The organism is Streptomyces sp. NPDC093795, assembly GCF_044764665.1.
Lineage (GTDB): Bacteria > Actinomycetota > Actinomycetes > Streptomycetales > Streptomycetaceae > Streptomyces.
In genome coordinates this window covers 78,761-103,665 of the sequence record NZ_JBIWIO010000011.1, presented here as the reverse complement: position 1 = coordinate 103,665, position 24,905 = coordinate 78,761, and the positions used below count along the sequence as shown (strand labels likewise).

The 24,905-nt window shown below is 70.6% G+C and carries 23 protein-coding genes and 1 riboswitch; of the genes, 6 read left to right on the top strand and 17 right to left on the bottom strand.

Features of this window, described 5'->3' with window-relative positions; all coding sequences use genetic code 11:
- Positions 1 to 23: 23 nt before the first annotated feature.
- The 6 genes from ACIRB7_RS27150 to ACIRB7_RS27125 all read right to left on the bottom strand — a co-directional run bounded on the left by ACIRB7_RS27150 (position 24) and on the right by ACIRB7_RS27125 (position 6,464).
- Complete coding sequence (locus tag ACIRB7_RS27150; protein WP_403603443.1) at positions 24 to 878, bottom strand: RNA polymerase sigma factor SigF; 855 nt, start codon at positions 876 to 878, stop codon at positions 24 to 26.
- A gap of 120 nt (positions 879 to 998) precedes the next feature.
- Positions 999 to 2,216, bottom strand: a complete 1,218-nt coding sequence (locus ACIRB7_RS27145) for a hypothetical protein (protein ID WP_403603442.1) — start codon at positions 2,214 to 2,216, stop codon at positions 999 to 1,001.
- Positions 2,217 to 2,285: 69 nt separating this feature from the next.
- Positions 2,286 to 3,332, bottom strand: a complete 1,047-nt coding sequence (locus ACIRB7_RS27140) for an NlpC/P60 family protein (protein ID WP_403603440.1) — start codon at positions 3,330 to 3,332, stop codon at positions 2,286 to 2,288.
- A 185-nt stretch (positions 3,333 to 3,517) separates the two neighbouring features.
- Positions 3,518 to 4,567, bottom strand: a complete 1,050-nt coding sequence (locus ACIRB7_RS27135) for an NlpC/P60 family protein (RefSeq protein ID WP_403603438.1) — start codon at positions 4,565 to 4,567, stop codon at positions 3,518 to 3,520.
- 256 nt (positions 4,568 to 4,823) lie between these two features.
- Entirely contained in the window at positions 4,824 to 6,188 is a 1,365-nt protein-coding gene (locus tag ACIRB7_RS27130; RefSeq protein ID WP_403603436.1) for an NYN domain-containing protein, read from the bottom strand.
- A 33-nt stretch (positions 6,189 to 6,221) separates the two neighbouring features.
- Positions 6,222 to 6,464, bottom strand: a complete 243-nt coding sequence (locus ACIRB7_RS27125; protein ID WP_015033005.1) for a hypothetical protein — start codon at positions 6,462 to 6,464, stop codon at positions 6,222 to 6,224.
- A gap of 157 nt (positions 6,465 to 6,621) precedes the next feature.
- Between ACIRB7_RS27125 and ACIRB7_RS27120 the strand changes: the two genes are divergently transcribed.
- Positions 6,622 to 7,356, top strand: coding sequence for a rhomboid family intramembrane serine protease (locus ACIRB7_RS27120; protein ID WP_403603433.1), 735 nt, complete (start codon positions 6,622 to 6,624; stop codon positions 7,354 to 7,356).
- On the top strand, positions 7,353 to 7,634 hold the full coding sequence (locus ACIRB7_RS27115; RefSeq protein ID WP_030205672.1) for an Lrp/AsnC family transcriptional regulator: 282 nt from the start codon (positions 7,353 to 7,355) through the stop codon (positions 7,632 to 7,634). The genes ACIRB7_RS27120 and ACIRB7_RS27115 overlap by 4 nt, the downstream gene beginning before the upstream one ends.
- A 71-nt stretch (positions 7,635 to 7,705) precedes the next feature.
- Here the strand turns inward: ACIRB7_RS27115 and ACIRB7_RS27110 are convergent, their stop codons facing one another.
- The 6 genes from ACIRB7_RS27110 to ACIRB7_RS27085 form a co-directional block, all read right to left on the bottom strand.
- Positions 7,706 to 9,127: an aminotransferase class V-fold PLP-dependent enzyme gene (locus tag ACIRB7_RS27110; protein ID WP_403603431.1), complete on the bottom strand. Its 1,422-nt coding sequence runs from the start codon at positions 9,125 to 9,127 to the stop codon at positions 7,706 to 7,708.
- A 254-nt stretch (positions 9,128 to 9,381) separates the two neighbouring features.
- A riboswitch (SAM riboswitch) is annotated at positions 9,382 to 9,498 on the bottom strand.
- An 85-nt stretch (positions 9,499 to 9,583) separates the two neighbouring features.
- Positions 9,584 to 10,648 (bottom strand): anthranilate phosphoribosyltransferase, encoded by a 1,065-nt coding sequence (gene trpD / locus ACIRB7_RS27105; RefSeq protein ID WP_403603429.1) that lies wholly within the window; start codon positions 10,646 to 10,648, stop codon positions 9,584 to 9,586.
- Between the two features lie 133 nt (positions 10,649 to 10,781).
- The gene (locus ACIRB7_RS27100; RefSeq protein WP_403603427.1) at positions 10,782 to 12,407 is read right to left on the bottom strand and encodes a cytochrome bc complex cytochrome b subunit; all 1,626 of its coding nucleotides are present in this window, start codon (positions 12,405 to 12,407) and stop codon (positions 10,782 to 10,784) included.
- The gene (locus tag ACIRB7_RS27095; protein WP_403603425.1) at positions 12,404 to 13,456 is read right to left on the bottom strand and encodes a Rieske 2Fe-2S domain-containing protein; all 1,053 of its coding nucleotides are present in this window, start codon (positions 13,454 to 13,456) and stop codon (positions 12,404 to 12,406) included. Before ACIRB7_RS27095 ends, ACIRB7_RS27100 begins: the two co-directional genes overlap by 4 nt.
- On the bottom strand, positions 13,453 to 14,262 hold the full coding sequence (locus tag ACIRB7_RS27090) for a c-type cytochrome (RefSeq protein WP_403603423.1): 810 nt from the start codon (positions 14,260 to 14,262) through the stop codon (positions 13,453 to 13,455). Before ACIRB7_RS27090 ends, ACIRB7_RS27095 begins: the two co-directional genes overlap by 4 nt.
- A 74-nt stretch (positions 14,263 to 14,336) precedes the next feature.
- Entirely contained in the window at positions 14,337 to 14,957 is a 621-nt protein-coding gene (locus tag ACIRB7_RS27085; protein ID WP_351214770.1) for a heme-copper oxidase subunit III, read from the bottom strand.
- 202 nt (positions 14,958 to 15,159) lie between these two features.
- Here ACIRB7_RS27085 and ACIRB7_RS27080 point away from each other — a divergent pair, with 202 nt between their 5' ends.
- Positions 15,160 to 15,561, top strand: a complete 402-nt coding sequence (locus tag ACIRB7_RS27080) for a hypothetical protein (RefSeq protein ID WP_403603420.1) — start codon at positions 15,160 to 15,162, stop codon at positions 15,559 to 15,561.
- A gap of 15 nt (positions 15,562 to 15,576) precedes the next feature.
- On the opposite strand, the gene ACIRB7_RS27075 is transcribed toward ACIRB7_RS27080, so the two are convergent.
- The 4 genes from ACIRB7_RS27075 to coxB all read right to left on the bottom strand — a co-directional run bounded on the left by ACIRB7_RS27075 (position 15,577) and on the right by coxB (position 20,046).
- Positions 15,577 to 16,830: an Ig-like domain-containing protein gene (locus ACIRB7_RS27075; RefSeq protein ID WP_403603418.1), complete on the bottom strand. Its 1,254-nt coding sequence runs from the start codon at positions 16,828 to 16,830 to the stop codon at positions 15,577 to 15,579.
- 122 nt (positions 16,831 to 16,952) lie between these two features.
- On the bottom strand, positions 16,953 to 17,351 hold the full coding sequence (locus ACIRB7_RS27070) for a cytochrome c oxidase subunit 4 (protein ID WP_403603416.1): 399 nt from the start codon (positions 17,349 to 17,351) through the stop codon (positions 16,953 to 16,955).
- Positions 17,348 to 19,084 (bottom strand): cytochrome c oxidase subunit I, encoded by a 1,737-nt coding sequence (gene ctaD, locus ACIRB7_RS27065; protein ID WP_351214778.1) that lies wholly within the window; start codon positions 19,082 to 19,084, stop codon positions 17,348 to 17,350. Before ctaD ends, ACIRB7_RS27070 begins: the two co-directional genes overlap by 4 nt.
- A complete protein-coding gene (coxB, locus tag ACIRB7_RS27060) occupies positions 19,081 to 20,046 on the bottom strand; it encodes a cytochrome c oxidase subunit II (RefSeq protein ID WP_351214780.1) in 966 nt (321 codons plus the stop codon). Before coxB ends, ctaD begins: the two co-directional genes overlap by 4 nt.
- 335 nt (positions 20,047 to 20,381) lie before the next feature.
- On the opposite strand from coxB, the gene ACIRB7_RS27055 reads away from it, so the two are divergent.
- Positions 20,382 to 21,767 (top strand): cysteine desulfurase/sulfurtransferase TusA family protein, encoded by a 1,386-nt coding sequence (locus tag ACIRB7_RS27055; protein ID WP_403603414.1) that lies wholly within the window; start codon positions 20,382 to 20,384, stop codon positions 21,765 to 21,767.
- Between the two features lie 55 nt (positions 21,768 to 21,822).
- Here ACIRB7_RS27055 and ACIRB7_RS27050 read toward each other — a convergent pair whose 3' ends face one another.
- Positions 21,823 to 22,797, bottom strand: coding sequence for a carbohydrate kinase family protein (locus ACIRB7_RS27050; RefSeq protein WP_403603413.1), 975 nt, complete (start codon positions 22,795 to 22,797; stop codon positions 21,823 to 21,825).
- A 165-nt stretch (positions 22,798 to 22,962) separates the two neighbouring features.
- Between ACIRB7_RS27050 and ACIRB7_RS27045 the strand changes: the two genes are divergently transcribed.
- Positions 22,963 to 23,169, top strand: coding sequence for a hypothetical protein (locus tag ACIRB7_RS27045; RefSeq protein WP_403603411.1), 207 nt, complete (start codon positions 22,963 to 22,965; stop codon positions 23,167 to 23,169).
- Between the two features lie 65 nt (positions 23,170 to 23,234).
- Positions 23,235 to 24,743 carry a hypothetical protein gene (locus tag ACIRB7_RS27040; protein WP_403603409.1) on the top strand — a complete coding sequence of 503 codons (1,509 nt, stop codon included), beginning with the start codon at positions 23,235 to 23,237 and terminating at the stop codon, positions 24,741 to 24,743.
- Positions 24,744 to 24,905: the final 162 nt, after the last annotated feature.

Below are 24,905 nucleotides of genomic sequence, written 5' to 3'. Positions count from 1 at the left end.
GCCTCGCCGGAGGAGCGAGCGCCTCAGCACTGAGTCGTGAGCATGCCTTCGCGAAGCTGCTTCAACGTGCGGGACAGCAGGCGGGAGACGTGCATCTGCGAGCAGCCCAGCTGCTCGCCGATCTGGGACTGGGTGAGCTCCTCGGTGAAGCGCATGTGGAGGATCCGCCGGTCACGGTCGGCGAGTTCGGCGATGAGAGGCGCGAGGGCGTGGAAGTCCTCGACGAGTTCCATGGCGGGGTCCTCGGCGCCGATGAAGTCGGCGAGGGCGGTCTCGCCGTCCTCGTGGTCGCCGGTGATCGCGGCGTCGAGCGAGCTGGAGTTGTATCCGTTCGCGGCCAGACGGGCTTCGATCACCTCGTCCTCCGACAGACTCATCAGCTCGGCCAGCTCCTTGACCGTGGGCGTGCGGCCGAGCCGGGTGCTCAGCTCGTCGGTGGCACGGGCGAGCTCGACGCGGGCCTCCTGGAGGCGGCGCGGGACGTGGACGGCCCAGGAGGTGTCGCGGAAGAACCGCTTGATCTCGCCCACGATGTAGGGGACGGCGAAGGTGGTGAACTCGACCTCACGGGACAACTCGAAGCGGTCGATGGCCTTGATCAGGCCGATCATCCCCACCTGGACGATGTCCTCCATCTCGTCGGCGCCACGGCTGCGGAAGCGGCCCGCCGCGTAGCGGACGAGGGACATGTTCATCTCGATGAGGGTGTTGCGCACGTACTGGTACTCGTGCGTCCCCTCCTCCAGCACCGCGAGCTGGCCGAAGAACGACTTCGACAACTCCCGGGCGTCCTTCGGAGCGACCTTGCGCGGGTCGTCGATCGTCGGCAGATCCGCCACCCCGTGGCCCGCCCGCGTCCTCGTTGCCGTCGTCAGCATTTCCGGCCCCTCCCTCATCGATCAGCACACATGTCGACCGTCAGGCGGCCCGCATACCCGGGACGGTGCCGGGTATGCGGATGATTTCATTTCTCGTCCCTGCGGGTCGAGTTCTCGTCCCTAAGGGCCGAGCAGCTGCCGCAGGTATTCCCGCCAGTCGGCGGTGAAGTCCTCCGGGGTGGTGCCGAGTACCTCCTGGAGGGCGTTCTCCACCGCGCCCGGGCGGCCCGGGTGCGCCCCCACTGTCCGGTAGAAGTCCGTCAGCTTCTCCTCGCCCCAGCGGTCCGCGATCAGCTCGCAGGCCAGCCAGCCGCCCTCGTAGGCCCGTGCCAGGGCCTCCGCGTCGCCGCCGAAGCCGAATTCGGGGTCCTCGGGGAGCCGGGCGGGCAGCTCGCCCGCGCGGACCGCGCGGCGCAGCTCGGGCGCGGCCTGGGCGGGGGTGCGGCCGGTGCCGCGGTAGGCGACCCAGTCGGCGAGACCCTCGGAGAGCCAGATCGGGGTGGCCCCGGTGGTCTGGGCCCGGGTGGCGACATGGGTGGCCTCGTGGGTGAGGACCAGCTGCCGGCCGAAGGCGCCAAGCACCGCGTACGCCTCGGGGTTCACGATCACCCGGTCGGCGGGCGCCTGGGGGCCGCCGCCCGTCTCGCCGGTCGTGACGGCCGCGATGCCCCGGTAGGAGGCGGCCGGTCCGCCGAGGAGCCGCCCCATCGCCTCGACCGACGCGGGTACGAGGACGACGACGCGGCCCGCCCAGTCGCCGTGCCAGGCGGACCCGACGGCGGGCACCGCCCGGTCCGCGGCCGCCGCGATCTCCCGGAGCCGCTCGGTGCTCTGGCCGACGCCGAGGACGAGGCTGCTGCGGCCGGTCACCGCCTCGACCTCGCCCTGCTGCCACAGCTGCTGCGGGGCGCCCTCGGCGGCGCGGTCGCCGGTGACGTACCAACGGCCGTCCCGCTCGGCGAGGTCCAGGATCCGTCCGGTGGTGACGGGCCCGGGGTCGTAACCCTCGATCCGGTACCCCAGCTCGGCCTCGGCGGTGGCCGTGTCCTCACCGGTCCGGTCGACGTCGGTGACCCGGTAGCTCAGGCCGCCGAGCGGGACCTGCGCGAGCCGGTCGAACTCGGTGCGCGCTGCCGGTGCGAGCGAGGGGTCGAGGGCCGCGAGGTAGCCGGCCTCGTCCCGGTCGAGCAGTGCCCGCGCGTGCCGGTCGAGCAGGCTCTGGATCTCCCGGGGCGCCGGGTCGGTCGGCGCGGGGGCGGTGCACCCGCCGACGGCCAGGAGGGCGGCAAGCAGACACCCGGCCGCGCCGCGCGCCGCTCCACTCCCCTGACCTGCCACGCCCCGATCGTACGGTCGGAACGGCCGGCCCCGCTTCCCGTACGGGACGGGCGCGACGGGGTGCCCGGCTCAGAGCCGGGTCACCGTCGCGTGCGACATCATGTTGACCGGGTCGTAGCGGACCCGCGCGCCCGGGTAGGGGGCGTGGATGACCTGCCCGCCGCCCGCGTAGATCCCGACGTGGCTGGCGTCGCCGCGGTACGTGACGAGGTCGCCCGGCTGCGCCTGCGACAGCGGCACCTGACGCCCCGCGTAGCGCTGCGCCGCCGAGGTGCGCGGCAGGCTGATCCCGGCCTGCCGGTACGACCAGACCATCAGGCCCGAGCAGTCGAAGGCGGACGGGCCGGTCGCCCCCCACACGTACGGCTTGCCGATCGCGCTGCGGGCGGCGATCACCGCCGCGGAGGCCCGCGAGGAGGCCGGACCGAGGTCGGCCATGGGCGGCGGTTCCTCGGCGGCCGCGCCGCCGAGTCCGCCGTCCCGCCCGCCGTCGCGTCCGCCGGACCTGGAGGCCCGGTCGAAGTCGGCGCGCTCGGCGGCGGTGAGACTCGCGAGGACCCGGCGGGCCTCGGCGAGCTTGCCCTCGACGGTGCGCTTGTGGCGGGCGACCTCGGCCCGGCTGCGCTCCAGATCGACCAGGGCCGTGTGGGCCTCGGAGCGCTTCTGGTTGAGCCTGCGCTGCTCCTGCTGGAGTGCGGTGAGGGCGGCGCCCTGGCGGGCGGTGATCCGGTCGAGGGCGGCGGCCCGGTCGAGGTAGCTGTCCGGGTCGGAGGAGAGCAGCAGGGCGAGGGCGGGGTCGATGCCGCCGGAGCGGTACTGGGCCCCGGCGACCGAGCCGAGCGCGCCCCGCATGTGGTTGATGCGCTCCTGGCCGCGGGCGAGCCCGTCGCGGGCCTGGGCGACCGTCCGGCGCAGCGCGTCCGCCTTCTCGTCCGCCTTGTTGTAGCCCTCGGTAGCCCGCTCGGCCTCCTCGAAGAGGCGGTCGACCGTGGCGCGGGTGGCCTCGGTCCCGGCTCCCGGGTCGGCGCTCGCGGGGACGGCCCCGAGGGACGCCGCCGCGGTGGCCGCGGCGGCGGTGAGGACGGTGACCCTGGCGGGTCGGCGGTGGGACGCCACGAATCGCGCTCCGTTCGGCTCGACGCAGACTGGCGCGGCAGACAGTAGCCGCTGATCAGTCCCCGTCCAACGAAGCGGATGGACACGCAAAGTGACGCCCCACCGGAGAACACAGGTCACCGGCGGGGCGTCAGGTCAGTGCGCGTCACCGCGAACCACCCGTTCGGGCGGCATACCGCGGTGGTTCAGCCTCCGATGCGGACGCCGAACTGGAACGTGCCCATGTAGCCCATGGACTCGTAGCGGACGCTGGCGCCCGGCTTGGGGGCGTGCAGGATCGTGTTGTTGCCCGCGTACAGACCCACGTGCGACAGGCCGTTGAAGAAGACCAGGTCGCCCGGCTTGAGCTGGCTGCGGCCGATCTTCGTGCCGTCGTTCTGCTGGGTGTAGGTGGTGCGGGTGAGGTTGACGCCGGCCTGGCCGTAGGCCCACATGGTCAGACCGGAGCAGTCGTACGCGCCGGGGCCCTCGGCGCCGGAGACGTACGGCTTGCCGACCTGGGTGGCGGCGGCGGCGAGCGCCGCGGCGCCGTAGCCGTTCGCGGGCGCCTCGTTGCCGAGGTCCATCCGCTCGCCGGCGGCGCGACTCGCGCGCTGCTCCTTCGCCCGCTCCTCCTGCTCCAGCTTGGCCTTCTCGGCCGCGGTGAGGGTGTTGAGGAGCTTCTGCGCCTCAGCCAGCTTGGCCTGGAACTTCTGCTTCTTGGCGCCGAGGGTCTTGCGGACGTCCTCGAGGTCGGCCAGCTTCGTGGTGGCCTCGGCCCGCTGCTGGGCGAGCGTGCGCTGCTTGGCCTGGATCGAGGTGAGGACGTCGGCCTGCTGGGCGCTCACCTGGTCGATCGCGGACGCCTTGTCGAGGTACGTGTCCGGGTCGGCGGAGAGGAAGAGCTGGAGCGCCGGGTCGATGCCGCCGGAGCGGTACTGGGCGCTGGCGACCGAACCGATCTGGTCGCGCAGGGTGTTGAGCTCCTGCTGACCGCGGGCCACCTTGTCCTGGAGCTGGCCGATCTCCTTCTGCAGCGTGCCGCGGCGCTCCTCGGCGAGGTTGTACTGCTCCGTGGCCTCCTCGGCCTCGTGGTGCAGCGCGTCGACCTTGGACTTGACCTCGTCGATCTTGGGCTTTGCGGGAGCCGCCTGGGCGCCGGACTGTGCGGTGAGGGCGACGGCCGCGGCCGCGGTCACGGTGAGCACGGTCACGCGGGCGCGGCTCGGCTGCTTGGGTCGACGGTGGGACGCCACGAAGGCGAGCTCCTTCTTCCTCGAGCCGCCCAACCGGTCAAGGGCAGGCGGTTCCTCCGCCGTCATCCCGGATGGATGATCAACCGCGCGAAGGTTCGAAGGCCGACCCTAGTGACCAAGTTGTGATCAGTTCAAATCCCACTGGCAAAAATATCGCTCAGGCACCACTTTATTTACGCGCATCGCACGGGCAGTGATGACCACTTGACGGTCCGCCATCCAGAATTCGGGCATAAGGCCCAGGAGTTGCCATGCGTTACGAGAGCCGCGAAAGCCGCTTCAGCAACAAGGCGGACGCGACCGGACGCGCCCCCGCCTTCGCCACCCCGTCGGCCACCTCACGGTCCGTGGAGACCACCACGACCGGCCGGCCGGGCGGCTCCGCCCGTACCAGCTGGCGGATCAACTCGTCGGCCGTGACCCCGGGCTTGGAGAACAGCACGCGCACCCCGCGCGGCGGCGCGAGCAGCACCGGGGCCGCCAGCTCCGCCCCGTCGAAGACGCAGGTGACCTCGGCGCCCGAGCGGGCCGCGAGGGCCGAGAGGGAGCCGAGCAGCCGCAGCCGCTGCTTCTCCAGCGGCATCGTCGGATAGCCGGTCTTGGTGACGTTGTAGCCGTCGACGACCAGATGGGCCTGCGGCAGCGCGAGGAGCTGGTCGAGCAGCGCGGGATCGGTCTCGGAGAGCGCCCGCGCCGCGATGTCCTTCGGGGACATCCGCCCCGGCTCCACCGCGTCCACCGTGTCCGCGGGGTGCGTCGAGACGGGCGGCAGCGCGAGTTCACGGCGCAGCCCCTGGGCGGCGTCGAGGACGGTGTCGAGCAGCAGGCGCAGCCGCATGTCCTCCACCGAGCGCCCTTCACGGGCGGACCTGCGGCTGGCCTCGAGGGCCGCCTCGACCTCGCCGAGCCGGGACTTGAGCCGCCGGCTCTCGCTCTCGGCCGAGGACACCTGGGCGGCCGCCTCCGCCCGCGCGCTCTCGATCTCGCCCTGGACGCGACGCAGCGCGGCCTCGCCGCGCTTCACGTCGCTCTGGGCGCTGCGCAGCTTGCGGTGAAGCGATTCCGCTTCCTTCCTGGCCGTCTCCAGGTCGCGCCGCAGCTGCTCGGTCTCGTCCCGTGAGCGGTCGCGGGCGGCGGCGAGTTCCTCGCGCAGCCGCTCCAGTTCGCGGCGGCCGGCCTCGTCGGCCCGCTCGGCGTCGACGCGCAGGGCCTCCTCGCCCGCGGCGGCCACGAGCTTGACCCAGCCCGGCGGGCGCATCACATAGGCGGCCGCCGCGACATCGAGGGGGTCGGCGGCGGCGGGCGGGGTGCCGGTCTCGAGGGCTCCGGCCAGTTCGGGCTGGCCCTGCTTGAACCGTTCGCCGATCCGCTGCCGGAACAGCGGGTCGCTCTCCAGGGCCGCCGCCATCGCGTTGCCGGCGAACTTGGCCCGGCGGCTCGCGGTGAACCGGGCGTACTGCCTCAGGGGGGCGGGCAGCTCCGCGACGGTCAGCCCGCCGAAGGCGTCCGCGACCAGCGCGACGACCCGCCGCCGTACGCCTTCGGGCAGTGGGTGGTCGAGCGTCTCGGCAGCGTCACCTGCCGCGCCGGCCGGCTCACCACCGTGCGCGGGCTGCTCCACGATCCGTCACCCCTATGTCGTCCGCGCCGTCCCTCAGGAGGCGGCGCCCGGCCTGTCCACCAGTTCGATCTGGTCCACCGCGTTGCACCAACGGCAGCGGACCGACTCGATGGTCTCACTGACCACCTGCCGCTCCTCGACCGTCGGCTCCCCCGCGAGGTCCAGATGGACGTACTCGACGACCTTGGAGGAGCGGGTCACGTCGAAGCGGGTCAGGTTGCCGCAGAGCGTGCAGCGCCAGCGGGTCTCGGCGGTCGGCAGGGGAACCGTCGTCATCGAGCCGTCCTTCTTCCTGTTGGTGGTACCAGGTGCGGGAGCCGCGGTGCGCCGTCGAACTGCGGTTGTACTGCCCGCAACCCTACGGCCTCACGGGTCGGCGGGGGCACGGCGAGGCACTCTGTCCACTTCGACGCGGGTACGCCATGATCTGTCCGTGATCGATTGGCGAGGAGCGGCCCTCGGTGCCTGGCGCGGCGCCCGCGGCGGACCCACGGTGACCTACGGACTGATCGCCGCCTGCTGCCTCCTCTTCCTGGTCAGTCCGGTCTCGGGACTCAATCCGGTGCACGGCGCCGGGGAGCAGCTGCTCGCGGCGCAGGGCACGTACTTCCGCCGCTGGGGCGTCATTCCCGCCGAGCTGATGAGCGGTGAGCCGCGCGCCCTGCTCACCCCGCTGACCGCGCTCTTCGTCCACGGCAGCTGGCTCCACCTGCTCGGGAACATGCTCTTCCTGTACGTCTTCGGGGCGATGACCGAGGAACGCATGGGCGCCTTCGGGTTCGCCCTCTTCTACCTGGGCACCGGCTACCTCGCGCTCCTCGGGTACGCGGCGGCGCACGCGCACAGCGAGCAGACGCTCGTCGGGGCGTCGGGGGCGATCTCAGGGGTGCTGGGGGCGTTTCTCTTCCTCTTCCCGCGGGCCCGGGTCACCAGCCTCTTCCCGTTCCTCTTCTTCCTGCCGCTGCGCTTCCCCGCCTGGATCGTGCTGATCTTCTGGTTCGTGCTCCAGTGGCTGGCCGCGCGGGCGGCGGGCGCCGGTCCCGGTGTCGCCTATCTGGCCCATGTGGTGGGCTTCTCCGTCGGCTTCCTCTACGCCTGGGGGCGCTACCGGGGTGGGGATAGAGTGAAAGCCCAAACCGCGGCGACCGAGGGAGAAAGCCAGCCGTGATCACCGCGATCGTGCTCATCAAGACCAGCGTGGACCGCATCCCCGAGATCGCCGAGTCGATCGCCGCGCTCGACAGCGTCAGCGAGGTCTTCTCGGTGACCGGTACGTACGACCTGATCGCCATGGTCCGGGTGCCGCGCCACGACGACCTGGCGGACGTGATCCCCGGCAGCATCAGCAAGATCCCGGGCGTCGAGGCCACGGACACCCACGTCGCCTTCCGTACGTACTCCCAGCACGACCTGGAGGCGGCGTTCGCCATCGGTCTGGAGTCCTGAGGCCGCGCACGACCCATGAGTGAAGGGGGCCTCCCGGTCGGGAGGCCCCCTTCACCCGTACGAGTGAGTGCTCAGCCGCGGTCGGGGACGCAGCGGCCGTCCTCGGTGCGGTAGTTCCACCGGGCGCCGTCGCGGACGAGCTCCTTCACGGCGCCGACGAACCGCTCCACGTGCTCGTCGGGCGTACCGGCGCCGAAGCTCACCCGGATGGCGTTGAGGGACTTCTCGCCGGGCGCGGCCTCGGGGGCGCCGCACTCGCCCTGGGTCCCCGGGTCGCTGCCGAGGAGCGTGCGGACCAGCGGGTGGGCGCAGAAGAGTCCGTCGCGGACGCCGATGCCGTACTCGGCGGAGAGCGCGGCGGCGAAGTGGGAGCTGTTCCAGCCCTCCACGACGAAGGAGATGACGCCGACCCGGGGGGCGTCGTCGCCGAACAGCGAGAGCACCCTGACCTCGGGGACCTCGGCGAGGCCCTCGCGGACCGTGGCGATCAGGTGCCGCTCGCGTGCGACGAGGCTGTCGAAGCCGGCCTCGGTGAGCGCCTTGCAGGCGGAGGCGATGGAGTACACGCCGATGACGTTCGGGGAGCCGGCCTCGTGCCGGGCCGCCGTGGTGTGCCACTCCACGTCCACGCCGCCGTCCGCCCGGCGCGCCACCTTGCGGGAGGCGCCGCCGCCCGCGAGGTAGGGCTCGGCGTCCTGGAGCCAGTCGGCGCGGCCCGCCAGGACACCGGAGCCGAAGGGCGCGTACAGCTTGTGTCCGGAGAAGGCGATCCAGTCCACGTCGAGCTCCTGGACGGAGACGGGGTGGTGGGGGGCGAGCTGGGCGGCGTCGAGCACGATCCGGGCGCCGTGGGCGTGTGCGGCGGCGGCGAGTTCCTTCACCGGCCACAGCTCACCGGTGACGTTGGAGGCGCCGGTGACGCAGACGAGGGCGGGGCCGTGAGGGTCGCGGTCGGCGAGGGCGCGCTCCAGGGTCGCGACGGCCTGCTCGGGGGTGCGCGGCGCGTTGAGGTAGGTCACGCGGGCGTCCTGCCACGGAAGCAGCGAGGCGTGGTGCTCGGTCTCGAAGACGAAGACCTCGCAACCGGCGGGGAGCGTCGCGGCGAGCAGGTTGAGCGAGTCGGTGGTGGAGCGGGTGAAGACGACCTGGTCGCCGGGGCGGCAGTCGAGGAACTCGGCGACGGTGACGCGGCTGTTCTCGAAGAGGTCGGTGGAGAGCTGGGAGAGGTAGCCGGCGCCGCGGTGGACGCTGCCGTAGTAGGGGGCGTACGCGGCGACGTCGTCCCACACCCGCTGGAGGGCCGGGGCGCTGGCCGCGTAGTCGAGCGCCGCGTAGGTCACCTCGCCGCCGGTGACGAGCGGGACGGTGACGTCCCGGCCGAGGACGGGCAGCGGGGCGGCGCAGCAGGCGTCGGCGGACTCGGCGGTGGTCTCGGCGGTGGTCTCGGCGGTGGTGGCGGCGGTGGTGGCGGCGGCGTGGGGGTGTGCGGACATGGCGGTATCTCCCGGCGGGCGGTGCGGAATGGCTTCGGTGATCCCGTACGCGGCCGGAGACGGCGGGGTACGGGTGATGCCTCGGAGACGACGGGGACGCGCACGGGTACGTGTGGGTGCGTGGGTACGCAGGTACGCCGGGTACGCGGAAGAGACCCTGTTCCGAGGGGTGAAGAAGGGGCGGACTCGCCCTATCGCATTCGCTTGCTCACGGAAAAAGCTCCTCGAGAGACCAGGACCCCTGGTGTTCGAGGGGTCCGCGCTTGCCGTAGACCTCGCTGCCTACGGCCTGGTCATCACCCGGGGCACCCCGCCACGGACGGAGGGTTGCCGGACAGCAAGCCGGGGCCAAAACGCTGTCACTCGTGACCTGTAGAGCATCCTGCCACATGATCGCCGAAGCGCAAGACCCCGGTCCGCATGCTGGACCGGGGTCGTACGGCGGCGGGACTGGTCCTACGCGTTGCTGACCGCGATCCAGCGCTCCAGGGCCCGGCGGGCCTGGCCGGAGTCGATCGCCTCCGCGGCCTGCTCGATGCCGGTACGGATCTGCTCCACGAGGGTGCCCTCCCCCGGTGCGAGCGCGGTCAGCGCCGCCGCCGAGTTGAGCAGCACCGCGTCCCGTACCGGACCCGTCTCCCCGGCGAGCAGCCGGCGGGCGACGTCCGCGTTGAACGAGGCGTCCGCGCCGCGCAGCGCCTCCACCGGTACGAGGTCGATGCCGACATCCCGGGGGTCGAAGGCCTCCTCCCGCACCGAGCCGTCGCGGACCACCCAGACCCGCGAGGTGGCGGTGGTGGTCAGCTCGTCGAGCCCGTCGTCGCCGCGGAAGACGAGCGCGGAGGAACCGCGCTCGGCGAGCACCCCGGCCATGATCGGAGCCATCCGGGCGTCGGCGACACCGGTGGCCTGGGCCCGGACCCGGGCGGGGTTGGTGAGCGGACCGAGGAAGTTGAAGGTGGTCCGGATGCCGAGTTCCTTGCGGGCCGCGGCGACATGACGCAGCGCCGGGTGGAACTTCACCGCGAAGCAGAAGGTGATCCCGGCTTCCTCCGCGACCTCGGCGACCCGCCGCGGGGTCAGCTCCAGGTTGACGCCGAGTTTCTCCAGGACGTCGGAGGCGCCGGAGGCCGAGGACGCGGCCCGGTTGCCGTGCTTGACGACCTTGGCGCCGGTGCCGGCGACGACGATCGCGGACATGGTCGAGATGTTGACGGTCTTGGCGCCGTCGCCTCCGGTGCCGACGATGTCGACGGAGGGGCCGGGCACCTCGATCGTGTTGGCGTGCTCGTACATGGTGCGGACGAGCCCGGAGATCTCCTCCACGGTCTCGCCCTTGGCACGCAGGGCGACCGCGAAGCCGGCGATCTGGGCGTCGGTGGCCTCGCCGCGCAGGATCCGGTCCATCGCCCAGGCGGTGTCCTCGGCGCTCTGGTCGCGGCCGGTCAGCAGGCCCTCCAGCACGACGGGCCAGGAGCGGCCCGCCGACGTAGGTCCTCCAGCGGGGGTCGCAGCGCTCATGGCAGCTCCTGGTCGTCACGTGACGGGTACGAGGGCCACCCTATCGACCCCGGGGGACGGCAAAGAGCCCCGTCCATCGAATGGACGGGGCTCTCGCCGTGGCGACCTTCAGGAGGTCAGGTGTTCAGGGTGATCAGTGGTGGCCGTGGCCGTCCTGGATCTCCTTGTACTCCTCGACCGTGGGCTTGGCGATCTGGTTGTCGTCGCCGTAGTAGCCCTTGTTGAGCTTGATCCGGAGCTTCTCCATGCGACCGGTCTTGCGCTCCACGCCGTTCTCGTCGACCGCCGGCGGAAGCGCCGCGGCCTCGTACTGCTCGTGCGCCGTGAGGCGGTGCAGCTCGCCCTGGCTGAGCGGCTGGTGGACCTCGACGAACTCACCGTGCGGCAGGCGCTTGATGATGCCGGACTCGCGGCCGTGCAGCACCTTGTCCTTGTCGCGGCGCTGGAGGCCGAGGCAGATCCGCTTGGTGGCGATGAACGCGATGACCGGGCCGACGAAGAAGAAGATCCGCACGAACCAGGTGATCGAGTTGAGCGACAGGTGGAAGTGGGTCGCCCAGAGGTCGTTTCCACCACCCACGAGCATGATCATGTACGCGGTGATCCAGGCGACACCGAAGGCGGTGCGCGTCGGAGCGTTGCGCGGGCGCTGCGCGATGTGGTGCTCGCGCTTGTCGCCGGTGATCCAGGACTCGATGAACGGGTAGACCGCGATCGCCGCGAGGACCGCCGGGAAGATGGCCAGCGGGATCATCACGCCGAGGACCAGCGTGTGGCCCCAGAGGTTGATCTCCCAGCCCGGCATGACGCGGATCAGACCCTCGGCGAAGCCCATGTACCAGTCGGGCTGGGCGCCGGTGGACACCATGTCGGGACGGTACGGGCCGAGCGCCCAGATCGGGTTGATCGAGGCGATCGCCGAGATGATCGCGATGACACCGAAGACCAGGAAGAAGAAGCCTCCGGCCTTCGCCATGTAGACCGGCAGCAGCGGCATGCCCACGACGTTGTTGTTCGTGCGGCCGGGGCCGGCGAACTGCGTGTGCTTGTGGAAGAACACCAGGATGAGGTGGGCCACCACGAGGCCGAGCATGATGCCGGGCAGCAGCAGCACGTGGGCCGAGTAGAACCGGGCCACGAAGTCGCCGCCGGGGAACTCGCCACCGAACAGGAACATCGACAGGTACGTGCCGATGACCGGCACGGACAGGATCGCGCCCTGCATGAAGCGGACACCGGTGCCGGAGAGCAGGTCGTCCGGGAGCGAGTAGCCGGTGAAACCGGTGAACATGCCCAGGAAGAACAGCAGGAAGCCGAACAGCCAGTTGATCTCACGCGGCTTACGGAACGCGCCCGTGAAGAACACGCGCATCATGTGCACGAACATGCCGGCGAGGAAGATCAGCGCCGCCCAGTGGTGGATCTGCCGGATCAGCAGACCACCGCGCACCTCGAACGAGATGTGCATGGTCGAGTTGAACGCCTCGGACATCAGCTGTCCCTGGAGCGGGACGTACGGTCCGGCGTACTCCACCTCGTTCATCGACGGGTGGAAGAACATCGTCAGATAGACGCCCGTCAGGATGATGATGAGGAAGCTGTAGAGGCAGATCTCGCCCAGCATGAAGGACCAGTGGTCCGGGAAGATCTTCCGCATGTTGGCCTTGGCCAGCGAGTAGATCCCCAGCCGTCCGTCGGCCCAGTCGGCGACCCGCTCACCCGCGGGCGCCTTCTTCGGTGAATCGGTCACGGTGCTCATCCGCGCTCCCAGAAGGCAGGACCGACGGGCTCGTCGAAGTCGCCGAGCGCCTCCAGGAAGCCCTTGTCGTTCACGCCGATCCGCAGCTGCGGGAGGGCGTGACCGGCCGGGCCGAAGATGACGCGGGCGCCGTCGGAGAGGTCGAAGGTGGACTGGTGGCACGGGCAGAGGACGTGGTGCGTCTGCTGCTCGTACAGGGAGATCGGGCAGCCCACGTGGGTGCAGATCTTCGAGAAGGCGACGATGCCCTCGTGCGACCACTCGAGCTCGCGCTTGTCCTTGATGTCCTCCGGCTGGATCCGGACGATCATCAGGGCGGCCTTGGCGATCTCGGTCTGGAAGTGGTGGTCGTGCTCCGAGAGGCCCTCGGGCATCGCGAAGGTCAGCGAACCGACGGCGACGTCCTCGGGACGAAGCGGCTCGTGCGTGTTCATGTTGATGAGCTGAAGACCCTTGGCCCACATGGTGGTCCGGAGCTTCTTCTCGGGCAGCGGGCCCATGTCACGCAGCAGCACGATGCCGGAGAGCGGTACGAGCGACAGCGCGCCGAACATCGTGTTGCGGATGAGCTTGCGGCGGCCCATGCCCGACTCGGCGGCACCGGCCGCGAAGTCCGACATGACCTTCGCCTTGACCTCGGGCGACGCCTCGATCGGGTGACGCTCGTCGGCGACCTCGACGTCGGACATCAGGGTGCGGGCCCAGTGGACCGCGCCCGCGCCGATGAAGAAGAGGGCGAGACCGAGGGTCCAGCCGAGCGCGAAGTTGAGCGCGGACACCCGGCCGAAGGGCCAGATGTACACGATCTTGTCGACCGGGAAGATCACGTACGAGGCGATGAAGCCGACCGTGGCCAGCATCGACAGCGTGAACATGAAGGCGACCGCGCGCTCGGACCGACGGGCGGCCCGCTCGTCGATGTCCTGGATGCGGGGCTTGTGGGGCGGGAGGCCCGGGTCGGCGAACGGGTCGTCGGCGACCTTCACCGCGCCGTGCGCGGTGTCCTGCCCTGCCGGCAGGTTCTCTTCTGGAATCTCTTGGGTACTCATGACTTCTTGGCCTTAGCGGTGTGGGCCGCGACCCAGATGGCAACTGCGATGAGCCCACCCAGACCGAAGATCCAGGCGAACAGGCCCTCGCTGACGGGGCCGAGGCCACCGAGCTTGAGACCGCCCGGGTTGTCGGCCTTGTCGCTGTTGACGGCCTGGACGTACGCGATGATGTCCTTCTTCTCCTTCTCCGGCATGGTCGTGTCCGGGAAGGAGGGCATGTTCTGCGGGCCGGTCTGCATGGCCTCGTAGAGGTGCTTCGCGCTCACGCCTTCGAGGCTGGGGGCGTACTTGCCGTAGGTCAGCGCGCCACCCTCACCGGTGAAGTTGTGGCACTGGGCACAGTTGTTGCGGAACAGTTCGCCACCGCGGCCCTGGTTGGCGCCGGCCGTGTCGTACTGGCTCTCGGCGGGCGTGACCGGGCCGGAACCGAGAGAGGCGACGTACGCCGCGAGCTGATCGATCTCAGCCTGCGAGTAGATGACCTTCTTCTTCGGGACCTGGGCGCCCGGCTGCTGGGCCGGCATGCGGCCCGTGCCGACCTGGAAGTCGACGGACGCCGAACCGACGCCGACGAGGGACGGGCCGTCAGTGGTGCCCTGACCGCCGGTTCCGTGGCAGCTGGCGCAGCCGACGGAGTAGAGCTTCTTCCCCTCCTCGATGGCGAGGGACTGGGCGGTCTCATCGGCCTTCGCCGTGCCCGCGGGCGCGAACGCGGCGTACAGCCCCCCAGTGGCCGCCAGCGCGAGAAGTAGGACGACGACCGCCGCCAGCGGATGGCGTCGTCGTGCGGAGAGCTTTTTCACGGATTACCCCGGTGTCAGGATCTTCTGCGTCGATGCTTGCTGGATGTCTCGGTCCGCCGTGTCGGCGGCGCCGATTACTTGATCATGTAGATCGTGGCGAAGAGGCCGATCCAGACGACATCGACGAAGTGCCAGTAGTAGGACACGACGATGGCGGCGGTTGCCTGCTCGTGAGTGAACCTCTTGGCGGCGTACGTCCGGCCGAGGACCAGCAGGAAGGCGATGAGTCCGCCCGTCACGTGCAGGCCGTGGAAGCCGGTGGTCAGGTAGAACACGGAGCCGTACGGTCCGGACGAGAGCGACATGCCCGCGTCCTTGACCAGCTCGGTGTACTCGAAGACCTGGCCGCCGATGAAGATCGAACCCATCACGAACGTGACGATGAACCACGTCCTGAGCTTCTTCACGTCGCCCCGCTCGGCGGCGAATACGCCGAGCTGACAGGTGAGGGAGGAGAGCACCAGGATCGTGGTGTTGGTCGCCGAGAACGGGAAGGCCAGGTGTTCTGCCTGGGCCTTCCAATAGTCGGCACCTGTCACCGATCGCAGGGTGAAGTACATCGCGAAGAGGGCCGCGAAGAACATCAGCTCGGAACTCAACCAGATGATGGTTCCGACGCTGGTGAGGTTCGGTCGATTGACCGACGGGTGCGCGTGCCCTGTTTCTACTGTCGTTACTGTCGCCACGACCGACATTATGTCGGTCGCTTATCCCGCCCTCACTCCGGGGGGTGCCGTTCGGAGTGTCAGAGGGGTGTGTCCAGCCCGAACGGCCCAGTGCGACGGCCCCCGAGCACCCTTCGAACAGGTGTTGAACGGGTGTTGACGAGGTGTGGACCGGAGTAGCATCCGCGCATCGGTCGACGACGACCCACCCGCCTTCCCAGCCGGAGGAACGATGCAGTCGAGTGCCACGGTCCTGGTCTACAGCGACGACGCGAACACCCGCGAGCAGGTACGGCTGGCGGCCGGGCGCAGGCCCGCGTCCGACGTCCCCCCGGTCGAGTTCGTGGAGTGCGCGACGCTGCCGGCGGTGCTGAAGCGCCTGGACGAGGGCGGCATCGACGTGTGTGTGCTGGACGGCGAGGCGGTGCCCGCCGGCGGCATGGGCGTCTGCCGGCAGCTCAAGGACGAGGTCTTCCACTGCCCTCCGGTACTGCTCCTGATCGGGCGCCCGCAGGACGCCTGGCTGGCCACCTGGAGCCGCGCGGACGCCGCGGTCACCCTTCCGGTGGAACCGGTCGACTTCGCGGCGTCCCTGGCGGCCCTGCTGCGCACGCGCCTCGCGATCGCCTCCTGAGCTGATCGGATCTCCTCAGATCGAGGGCCTGAGGCGGGCCTTCTCCGTGGAGGGCACCGGGTTTCCGGTGGCCTCCACCAGGGCGCTGCCCTGGCGCCACTTGTCCCAGGACAGGTTCCAGTCGCCGAAGCCGTTGCCGAAGGTGTCCATCGTGTCGCCGTAGCTGTTGACGGTCCTGACGATGTCGCCGGGGCGGACGGTCTCGTAGAACCAGGCCGCGTTCCCCGTCGACATGCCGACACAGCCGTGGCTGACGTTCGCCACGCCCTGTGAGCCGACGGACCAGGGCGCGGCGTGGACGTACTCGCCGCTCCAGGTCACCCGGGTGGCGTAGTAGACGGGCAGGTCGTAGGACTCTGAGCTGCCCTCGGCGATGCCGACGCTGGTGCCCCGCATCCGGACGTAGTACTCCTTGCCGAGCACCACCTTGATGCCGTTGCGGGTGGAGAAGCCGGGCTTGCCGGTGGTCACCGGAATGGTGTTGATCACTTCTCCGTTGCGCTTCACGGTCATGTAGTGCGACCCGGCGTCCGCGATCGCCTCGATCCGGTCGCCGATGGTGAGCTTCAGCGGCTTGGACGCGCCGCCGTAGAGCTTGTCGCCGACCTTGAGGCCGTCCAGGTTGCCGGTGACCGTGACGCGCGTGCCCGAGGGCCAGTACTCCTTCGGGCGGAAGTGCAGCTTCTTGTCGTCCACCCAGTACCAGGCGCCCTCGACGGAGGGGGTGGAGCGGACCTTGAGGGCCCGTTCGACGATGCCGCGCGCCTTGCGGTCCTTGACGGGGAGGCTGAGGTCGGCCGTGACGGGCTGTCCGACGCCGTACGTGCCCGCCTCCGGCCCGAAGGTCACGGTGAGGCCCCGTTTGGCCGGGGCCGTCTCGAAAGTGAACGTACGGGCGCCTGGAGCGCCGTCCCCGTCCTCGGTGGAGACGCGGACGGTGTAGCGGGCGCCGGCCGCCAGGGCGGCCGTGGAGCGCCAGCGCTGCCCGTCGGCGGTGAGTTCGCCGGCCAGGTGGTGTCCTGAGGCGTCGGTGGCGGTGACGTCGGTGATCCGGCCGCCCTCGCCCTTGGCGGTGATCTCCAGGGGCTTCTCGGGGTCCGCCTTGGCGCCGTCGGCGGGGGCGCTGACCGCGAGCTGGCCCGCCGCGTCGTAGGCCCTCGCGGACAGCGGGTGGCCGTCGCTGCCGGTGCAGGCGGTGGCGCCCGCGGTGACGGTGACAGCCAGAAAAGTGCAGCTCAGAACAGTCCGAATGCGCGGCGTGTCGTTCATGGACTCACCGTAAGAACAATCCTTCGCGGCAGCGCGCCGAGTGCTGCAAAAGAGGGGCCCGGACGCTTCGGTGACGAAGTGTCCGGGCCCCTCGGTGTGCTCCGGTGCGGAGCGGGGTATCGCTACTGGTTCTGGTTCTCGCCGCGGTAGAACTCGAAGACCCAGCCGAAGAGGCCGACCAGGATCAGCGGGAACGAGAAGTACAGCAGCCACCAGCCCATGGCGATGGCGAGGAAGGCGAGCGCGCCGCCGGTGGCCAGCGAGAGCGGCTGCCAGCTGTGCGGGGCGAAGAAGCCGACCTCACCGGCCTCGTCCGCGACGTCGGCCTCCTTGTCGTCCTGCGCCATCGCGTCGACACGCTTGGCCGTGAAGGCCAGGTAGTAGCCGATCATGATGGACAGGCCGAACGCGAGGAACAGCGCCGTGGTGCCGACCGGCTCCTTCGACCACACGCCGTACAGGACGGCCATGGCAAGGATGAAGACGCTCAGCCAGATGAACATCTTGCCCTGGATCTTCACTTGCCGGCCTCCTTGCTGCCCACGAGGGCCTCGGCGGCGTGCCCCTTGTTCTCGAGCTGGTCGAGAGCGGCGATCTCGGGGTGGTGCAGGTCGAACGCCGGGGATTCGGAACGGATCCGCGGCAGGGTGAGGAAGTTGTGCCGCGGCGGCGGGCAGGACGTCGCCCACTCGAGCGAGCGGCCGTAGCCCCACGGGTCGTCGACCTCGATCTTCTTGCCGTACTTGGCGGTCTTCCAGACGTTGTAGAGGAACGGCAGGATCGACAGACCGAGCAGGAAGGAGGAGATCGTCGAGATCGTGTTCAGCGCGGTGAAGCCGTCGGCGTCGAGGTAGTCCGCGTAACGACGCGGCATGCCCTCGGCACCGAGCCAGTGCTGCACCAGGAACGTGCCGTGGAAGCCGATGAACAGCGTCCAGAACGTCATCTTGCCCAGGCGCTCGTCCAGCATCTTGCCCGTGAACTTCGGCCACCAGAAGTGGAAGCCGGCGAACATCGCGAAGACCACGGTGCCGAAGACGACGTAGTGGAAGTGCGCGACGACGAAGTACGAGTCGGAGACGTGGAAGTCCATCGGCGGCGAGGCCAGGATGACACCGGTCAGACCACCGAAGGTGAAGGTGACCAGGAAGCCGATCGTCCAGAGCATCGGTGTCTCGAAGGACAGCGAGCCCTTCCACATCGTTCCGATCCAGTTGAAGAACTTCACGCCTGTCGGTACGGCGATGAGGAACGTCATGAAGGAGAAGAACGGTAGGAGGACGCCACCGGTGACGTACATGTGGTGGGCCCACACGGTCACGGAGAGACCGGCGATCGCGATGGTCGCGGCCACCAGACCGATGTAGCCGAACATCGGCTTGCGGCTGAAGACCGGGATGACCTCGGAGACGATGCCGAAGAACGGCAGCGCGATGATGTACACCTCCGGGTGGCCGAAGAACCAGAAGAGGTGCTGCCAGAGCAGCGCTCCACCGTTGGCCGCGTCGAAGATGTGCGCACCGAACTTGCGGTCCGCCTCGAGGGCGAACAGCGCGGCCGCCAGGACCGGGAAGGCGAGCAGGACCAGGACACCGGTCAGCAGCACGTTCCAGGTGAAGATCGGCATCCGGAACATCGTCATGCCGGGGGCACGCATGCAGATGATCGTGGTGATGAAGTTGACCGAACCGAGGATCGTGCCGAAGCCGGAGAAGGCCAGACCCATGATCCACATGTCGGCGCCGACACCCGGCGAGCGGACGGCGTCCGACAGCGGGGAGTAGGCGAACCAGCCGAAGTCCGCCGCACCCTGCGGGGTGAGGAAGCCGGCCACCGCGATGATCGAGCCGAAGAGGTACAGCCAGTACGCGAACATGTTCAGCCGCGGGAACGCCACGTCGGGCGCGCCGATCTGCAGCGGCATGATCCAGTTCGCGAATCCGGCGAACAGCGGCGTCGCGAACATCAGCAGCATGATCGTGCCGTGCATCGTGAACGCCTGGTTGAACTGCTCGTTCGACATGATCTGCGTACCCGGACGGGCCAGCTCGGCGCGCATGAAGAGCGCCATGAGTCCGCCGATGCAGAAGAAGACGAACGACGTGACCAGGTAGAGCGTGCCGATCGTCTTGTGGTCGGTGGTGGTCAGCCACTTGATCACGACGTTGCCGGGCTGCTTGCGCCGTACGGGCAGCTCGTTCTCGTACGAGTCCTCAGCTGCGGCGGCACCCTGGGTTTCGTTGTGGATGCTCACAGTTGGTTCTTCTCCGCATTCCTGGCCGGGTCCGTCTGCTCGATGCCAGACGGGATGTAGCCGGTCTGCCCCTTCTCGGCCAGCTCCTTCAGGTGCTGCTGGTAGCGCTCCGGGGAGACCACCTTGACGTTGAAGAGCATCCGGGAGTGGTCGACACCGCACAGCTCGGCGCACTTGCCCATGAAGGTGCCCTCACGCGTGGGAGTCACCTCGAAGGAGTTGGTGTGCCCCGGGATGACGTCCTGCTTCATCAGGAAGGGGACCACCCAGAAGGAGTGGATGACGTCACGGGAGGTCAGGACGAACCGGACCTTCTCGCCCTTCGGCAGCCACAGGGTCGGGCCCGGGTTGCCGTTCTGCGGGTTCCGGTCGCCGGGGATACCGGCGTCGTAGACTCCGCCGGCGTTCTCCGGGAAGTCCGCGAGGAACTTGTCCGGGATCGAGGCGAGGTTCTTGTCCGTCTTGGCGTCGCCCGTCACACCGGGCACGTTCTCGACGTAGTTGAAGCCCCAGCTCCACTGGTAGCCGACCACGTTGACCGTGTGGGTCGGCTTCGGGGTGAGCTCGAGGAGCTTCGACTCGTCGCGCGCGGTGAAGTAGAAGAGCACCGAGACGATGATGAGGGGGGTGACCGTGTACAGCGCCTCGATGGGCATGTTGTAACGGGTCTGCGGAGGTACCTCCACCTTGGTCCTGCTCCGCCGGTGGAAGATGACGGACCAGATGATCAGGCCCCACACCAGGATTCCGGTAATGAGCGCGGCCGCCCACGATCCCTGCCAGAGGGAGAGGATCCGAGGCGCCTCTTCCGTGACGGGGGTGGGCATGCCAAGGCGGGGGAAGTCTTCCCAGTTGTACGAGCAGCCCGTGGCTGTCGCCAGGATCAGGCCCGCAGTCAGCACCTGCGGCAGCTTCCGCCGCATCGGGCGCCGCGACGAGCGGTCGGAGCCGTTGGGACTCACGTAGCGCCTTCCCGAGAGTCTCGGCCCGCGTTGGTCGGCCACGGCCGTCCGTCTCGCTGGTCGGTCGCCGCCCCGTGCCGCGGGCAGGGGTTTGGATGTTTATGCGGACCAAACCCTACTGGACGCTATTTGGGGTCGCGCGGGGAGGGTGCCCAACGCGCCGTCCGAGTCCCCGAAGGGGTGGACTCCGGGGTTCCGGAGGGGGGTAGGACGCGTCCGTTCGGGCGTCTGCCGGTGCGGCGGGGTGTTGTTCTGACGGGGACTCACGGGGGTCGGCGCGGGGACGCGCCACGGGTGGACGAGGAGCACCGGCCCCCAGCCTCTACCGTGGGCGGATGCCGTACTTCGACACCGCGTCCGCCGCCCCGCTGCACCCCGTCGCCCGTCAGGCGCTGCTCGCCTCCCTGGACGAGGGCTGGGCCGACCCGGCCCGGCTGTACCGGGAGGGCAGGCGGGCCCGGCTGCTCCTCGACGCGGCGCGGGAGGCGACGGCGGAGGCCGTGGGCTGCCGCCCGGACGAGCTGGTGTTCACCCCTTCGGGGACGCGCGCGGTTCACGCGGGAATCTCCGGAGCCCTCGCGGGGCGTCGGCGTGTCGGGAACCGGCTCGTGGTCTCCGCGGTCGAGCACTCCTCCGTCCTGCACGCGGCCGAGACGCACACGGCGGCCGGCGGAGCTGTGACCGAGGTGCCGGTGGACCGGTCCGGGGCGGTCGACGCGGACGTCTTCGCGGCGGCCCTCGACTCCGGGACGGCCCTGGCGTGTCTCCAGTCGGCCAACCACGAGGTGGGGACCGCACAGCCGGTGGCCGAGGTGGCCGAGGCCTGTCGGGCGGCGGGCGTGCCGCTGCTCGTGGACGCGGCCCAGTCGCTGGGCTGGGGGCCGGTGGAGGGCGCCTGGTCGCTCCTCGCCGCGAGCGCGCACAAGTGGGGCGGGCCGGCGGGGGTGGGGCTGCTCGCCGTACGGAAGGGCGTCCGGTTCGCGCCGCAAGGCCCCTCGGACGAGCGGGAGTCGGGCCGGGCGCCCGGCTTCGAGAACCTGCCGGCGATCGTGGCGGCGGCGGCCTCGCTGCGGGCGGTCCGGGCGGAGGCGGAAGCCGAGGGGGCGCGGCTGCGGGGTCTCGTGGACCGGATCCGGGCGCGGGTGCCGGAGCTGGTGCCGGATGTGGAGGTGGTGGGCGACCCGGTGCGGCGGCTCCCCCACCTGGTCACCTTCTCCTGTCTGTACGTCGACGGGGAGACGCTCCTGCACGAGCTGGACCGGGAGGGTTTCTCCGTTTCGTCCGGTTCGTCGTGTACGAGTTCGACGCTGACGCCCAGCCATGTGCTGCGCGCGATGGGTGTACTGAGCGAGGGGAACGTCCGGGTGTCCCTGCCGGCCGGCACCGCGGAGGACGACGTGGACCGCTTCCTCGACGTCCTGCCGGGTCTGGTCGCGGGGGTACGGGAACGACTCGGCGCCCCGGCCGCGTCCCCCGCCCCGGCGGCCACCGCGGGCCCGCTCGTCGTGGACGCCCTGGGCAAGCGGTGCCCGATCCCGGTGATCGAACTGGCGAAGGTGTTCGGGGAGGTCCCGGTGGGGGGGACGGTGACGGTGCTGTCGGACGACGAGGCGGCGCGGCTGGACGTTCCCGCATGGTGCGAGATGCGGGGCCAGGAATACCTGGGCGAGGAGGCTTCGCCTCGGGGGGGCCGGGCGTACGTGGTGCGACGCGTCTCCTGACGCCCCCCCCGGTGCGGCGGGGGGGGGTAGCCCCCCGGCGCGGCGCGGCGGGGGGTTAGTTCAGGTGGGACTGGACTTCTGTGGTCGCCTCTTCGCCGTATGCCTTCTTGAAGCGCTCCATGAAGTTCGCCCGCCGCAGCGTGTACTCCTGCGTCCCCAGCGTCTCGATCACCAGCGTCGCCAGCATGCACCCGACCTGCGCCGCCCGCTCAAGACCGACACCCCACGACAGTCCCGTGAGGAAGCCCGCGCGGAACGCGTCGCCGACACCCGTCGGGTCGACCTTCGCCGTCTCCTCGGGGCAGCCGACCTCGATCGGGTTCTCGCCGACCCGCTCGATCCGCACACCGCGCGAGCCGAGCGTGGTGACGCGGTGCCCGACGCGGGAGAGGATCTCGGCGTCGGTCCAGCCCGTCTTGGACTCGATGAGGCCCTTCTCGTACTCGTTCGAGAAGAGGTAGGCCGCGCCTTCGAGGAGGGTGCGGATGTCGTCGCCGCCCATGCGGGCGATCTGCTGCGAGAAGTCGGCGGCGAAGGGGATCCCCCGCGTCTTGCACTCCTCCGTGTGGCGGAGCATCGCCTCGGGGTCGTCGGCGCCGATCAGGACCAGGTCGAGCCCGCCGACCCGGTCGGCGACGGCCTTGAGCTCGATCAGCCGGGCCTCGCTCATCGCACCCGTGTAGAACGAGCCGATCTGGTTGTGGTCCTTGTCCGTGGTGCAGACGAAGCGCGCGGTGTGCAGCACCTCGGAGATGCGCACCGATCCGGTGTCGACGCCGTGCCGGTCGAGCCACCCGCGGTACTCGTCGAAGTCGTAGCCCGCCGCGCCCACGAGGATCGGTGCGCCGCCGAGCTGTCCCATGCCGAAGCAGATGTTGGGGCCGACCCCGCCGCGCCGGACGTCGAGGTTGTCGACGAGGAAGGAGAGGGACACCGTGTGGAGCTGGTCGGCCACGAGCTGGTCGGCGAACCGGCCGGGGAAGGTCATGAGGTGGTCGGTGGCGATGGAGCCGGTGACTGCGATACGCACGGCGGGGTGCTCCTGCGGGATTCGATTGAAGGGGCGTCGAGGGCGACGGACGGTCGTCGACGGCCGTCAGTTCACGCTACCGGGTGGGGGCGCGGCTGCCGAACAGCGGAAACTACCCCAGAGTAGGCCTTTTCCCCGGGGGCGTGCGGTGCATACGGTGCGCCCATGACCACGTACCCCGCTCCTCGCGAGCGACACGAGCCGGAGCTGAGCCTCGCCGACCTGCGCGGCGCCGGCGTGCGCATGGCTCCGCACTGGGTGACCCCGGTCTCCCCGGCCCCAGCTCCGGTCTCCCCCACGCTGATCCACGGGGTCGTCGTACCCGCGGCCTCAGCCCGGCTGATCGACGCCACCGCGGAATACGGGGGCTGACGGACGGAACCGCGAGCGCGTCCGCTCCGTCCCATCGGCGTCCGGTCGAGGAGAGGGAGCTTGTGGTGAGCGGTACGGAGAACGTACGGAGGCGACGGAACGTCCTGGCCGCCTCGGTGGCGGCGGGTGTGCTGCTCGCCGGAGGCGGTGGCGTCTACCTCGCCACCACGGCGTCCGGTGACGGCGGCGACGGCCCCGCCACCCGGGCCGCCGCCGACGCGTCCGGACCGCCCCCGCCATTGCGCCTGGACGGCGACGGCGGCGGCAGTACGCGGGGCGGCCCCGGGATCGCTCCCGGCGAGCCGGACCCCGGAGGCGGCCCCGACGGGACCGTCTACACAGCCAAGGGCCCACTCCCCCAAGGGCCCTCCTCGGCCGCGGTCCACCGGCCCGAGGGCCTGGTCACCTCGGCGGAGGTGACCAGGCTGGCGCAGGCGCTGGGCATCTCCGGGAGCCCCGCCCTGGTGGGCGAGGTCTGGACGATCCGGCCCGAGAAGGACGGTTCGGGGCCCCGCCTCGACGTGTCGCACAAGGCCCCGGGGAACTGGACGTACTCCTGGTACGACGGCGGCCCGGCCGGTGACACCTGCCTCAAGGGCAAGGCCTGCCCGCCGCCGGGAGAGACGAAGCCGGCACCGGGCGGTACGCCGCTGAGCGAGGCCGCGGCGAAGGCGGCGGCCGCGCCCGTCCTGAAGGCGCTCGGGCAGGACGACGCGAAGGTCACCGCGACCCAGGTGATGAACGGTTCGGTACGGGTGGTCAACGCCGACCCGGTCGTGGGCGGCCTGCCGACCTACGGCTGGTCCACGGGGCTGCACATCGCGCGGGACGGCCGGACGGTCGCCGGGAGCGGGATGCTCAAGGAGCCGGTCGAGGGCGCCACGTATCCGGTGATCGGCGCGGCGAAGGCGCTCGCCGCGCTCAACGAGGACTCGAAGGGCACCGGCCCGATCGGTATCGGCCACTGCGACACGGCCCCGCCGGCCGCGGACGTGCCCGGCATCGGGAAGGAAGACACGCGGACGCCGGTCCCTGGGAAGGCGGAGCCGACCGCACCCTGCCAGACGATCGTGGACAGGGCGGCCCCTGATCAGGTGCCGGTGACGGGCGCGGTGCTCGGTCTGGCCGCGCGGGACGTGGCCGGCGGGCGGCTGCTCGTACCGTCGTGGCTGTTCACCGCGGACCCGGCGGACGCGGCGCCGTACACGGTGGTGCGGACGGCGGTGGCGCCGGAGCACCTGGCACCGCCGGCGAAGCCCTCGCCGACGCCCACGCCCCCGCCGTCTCCCGAGGACGGTACGGCGAAGCCGCGGCAGGTCGAGTCGTTCCGTACGGACGAGGCCGGCCGGAAGTTGACGGTCACCTTCTGGGGCGGGGTGTGCAGCACGTACACCGTGACGGCCGAGGAGACCCCGGCGCAGGTGTCGGTACGGATCGCCGAGAAGCCGATCGACCAGGACCGGGTCTGCATCATGGTCGCCAAGGAGATCACGCGGACCGTGACGCTCCAGAGTCCGCTGGGCGACCGGCCCGTGGTGGACGCGGCCAGCGGAGAAGCGGTGCCGCGCCGCTAGCCCGGCGGCCCACCTGAGGGCACACGCAGATGAGGGCGGGGGGGCCGGGGGGGGTCCCCGGCCCCCCCCCCCCCCGGCGGGGGGGGGGGGGGGCGGTCCCGGGGGGGGCCCCCGGGCCCGGACCCCCGGCGGGGGGGGTGTGGGTTGTGTATCCCAGCGTGT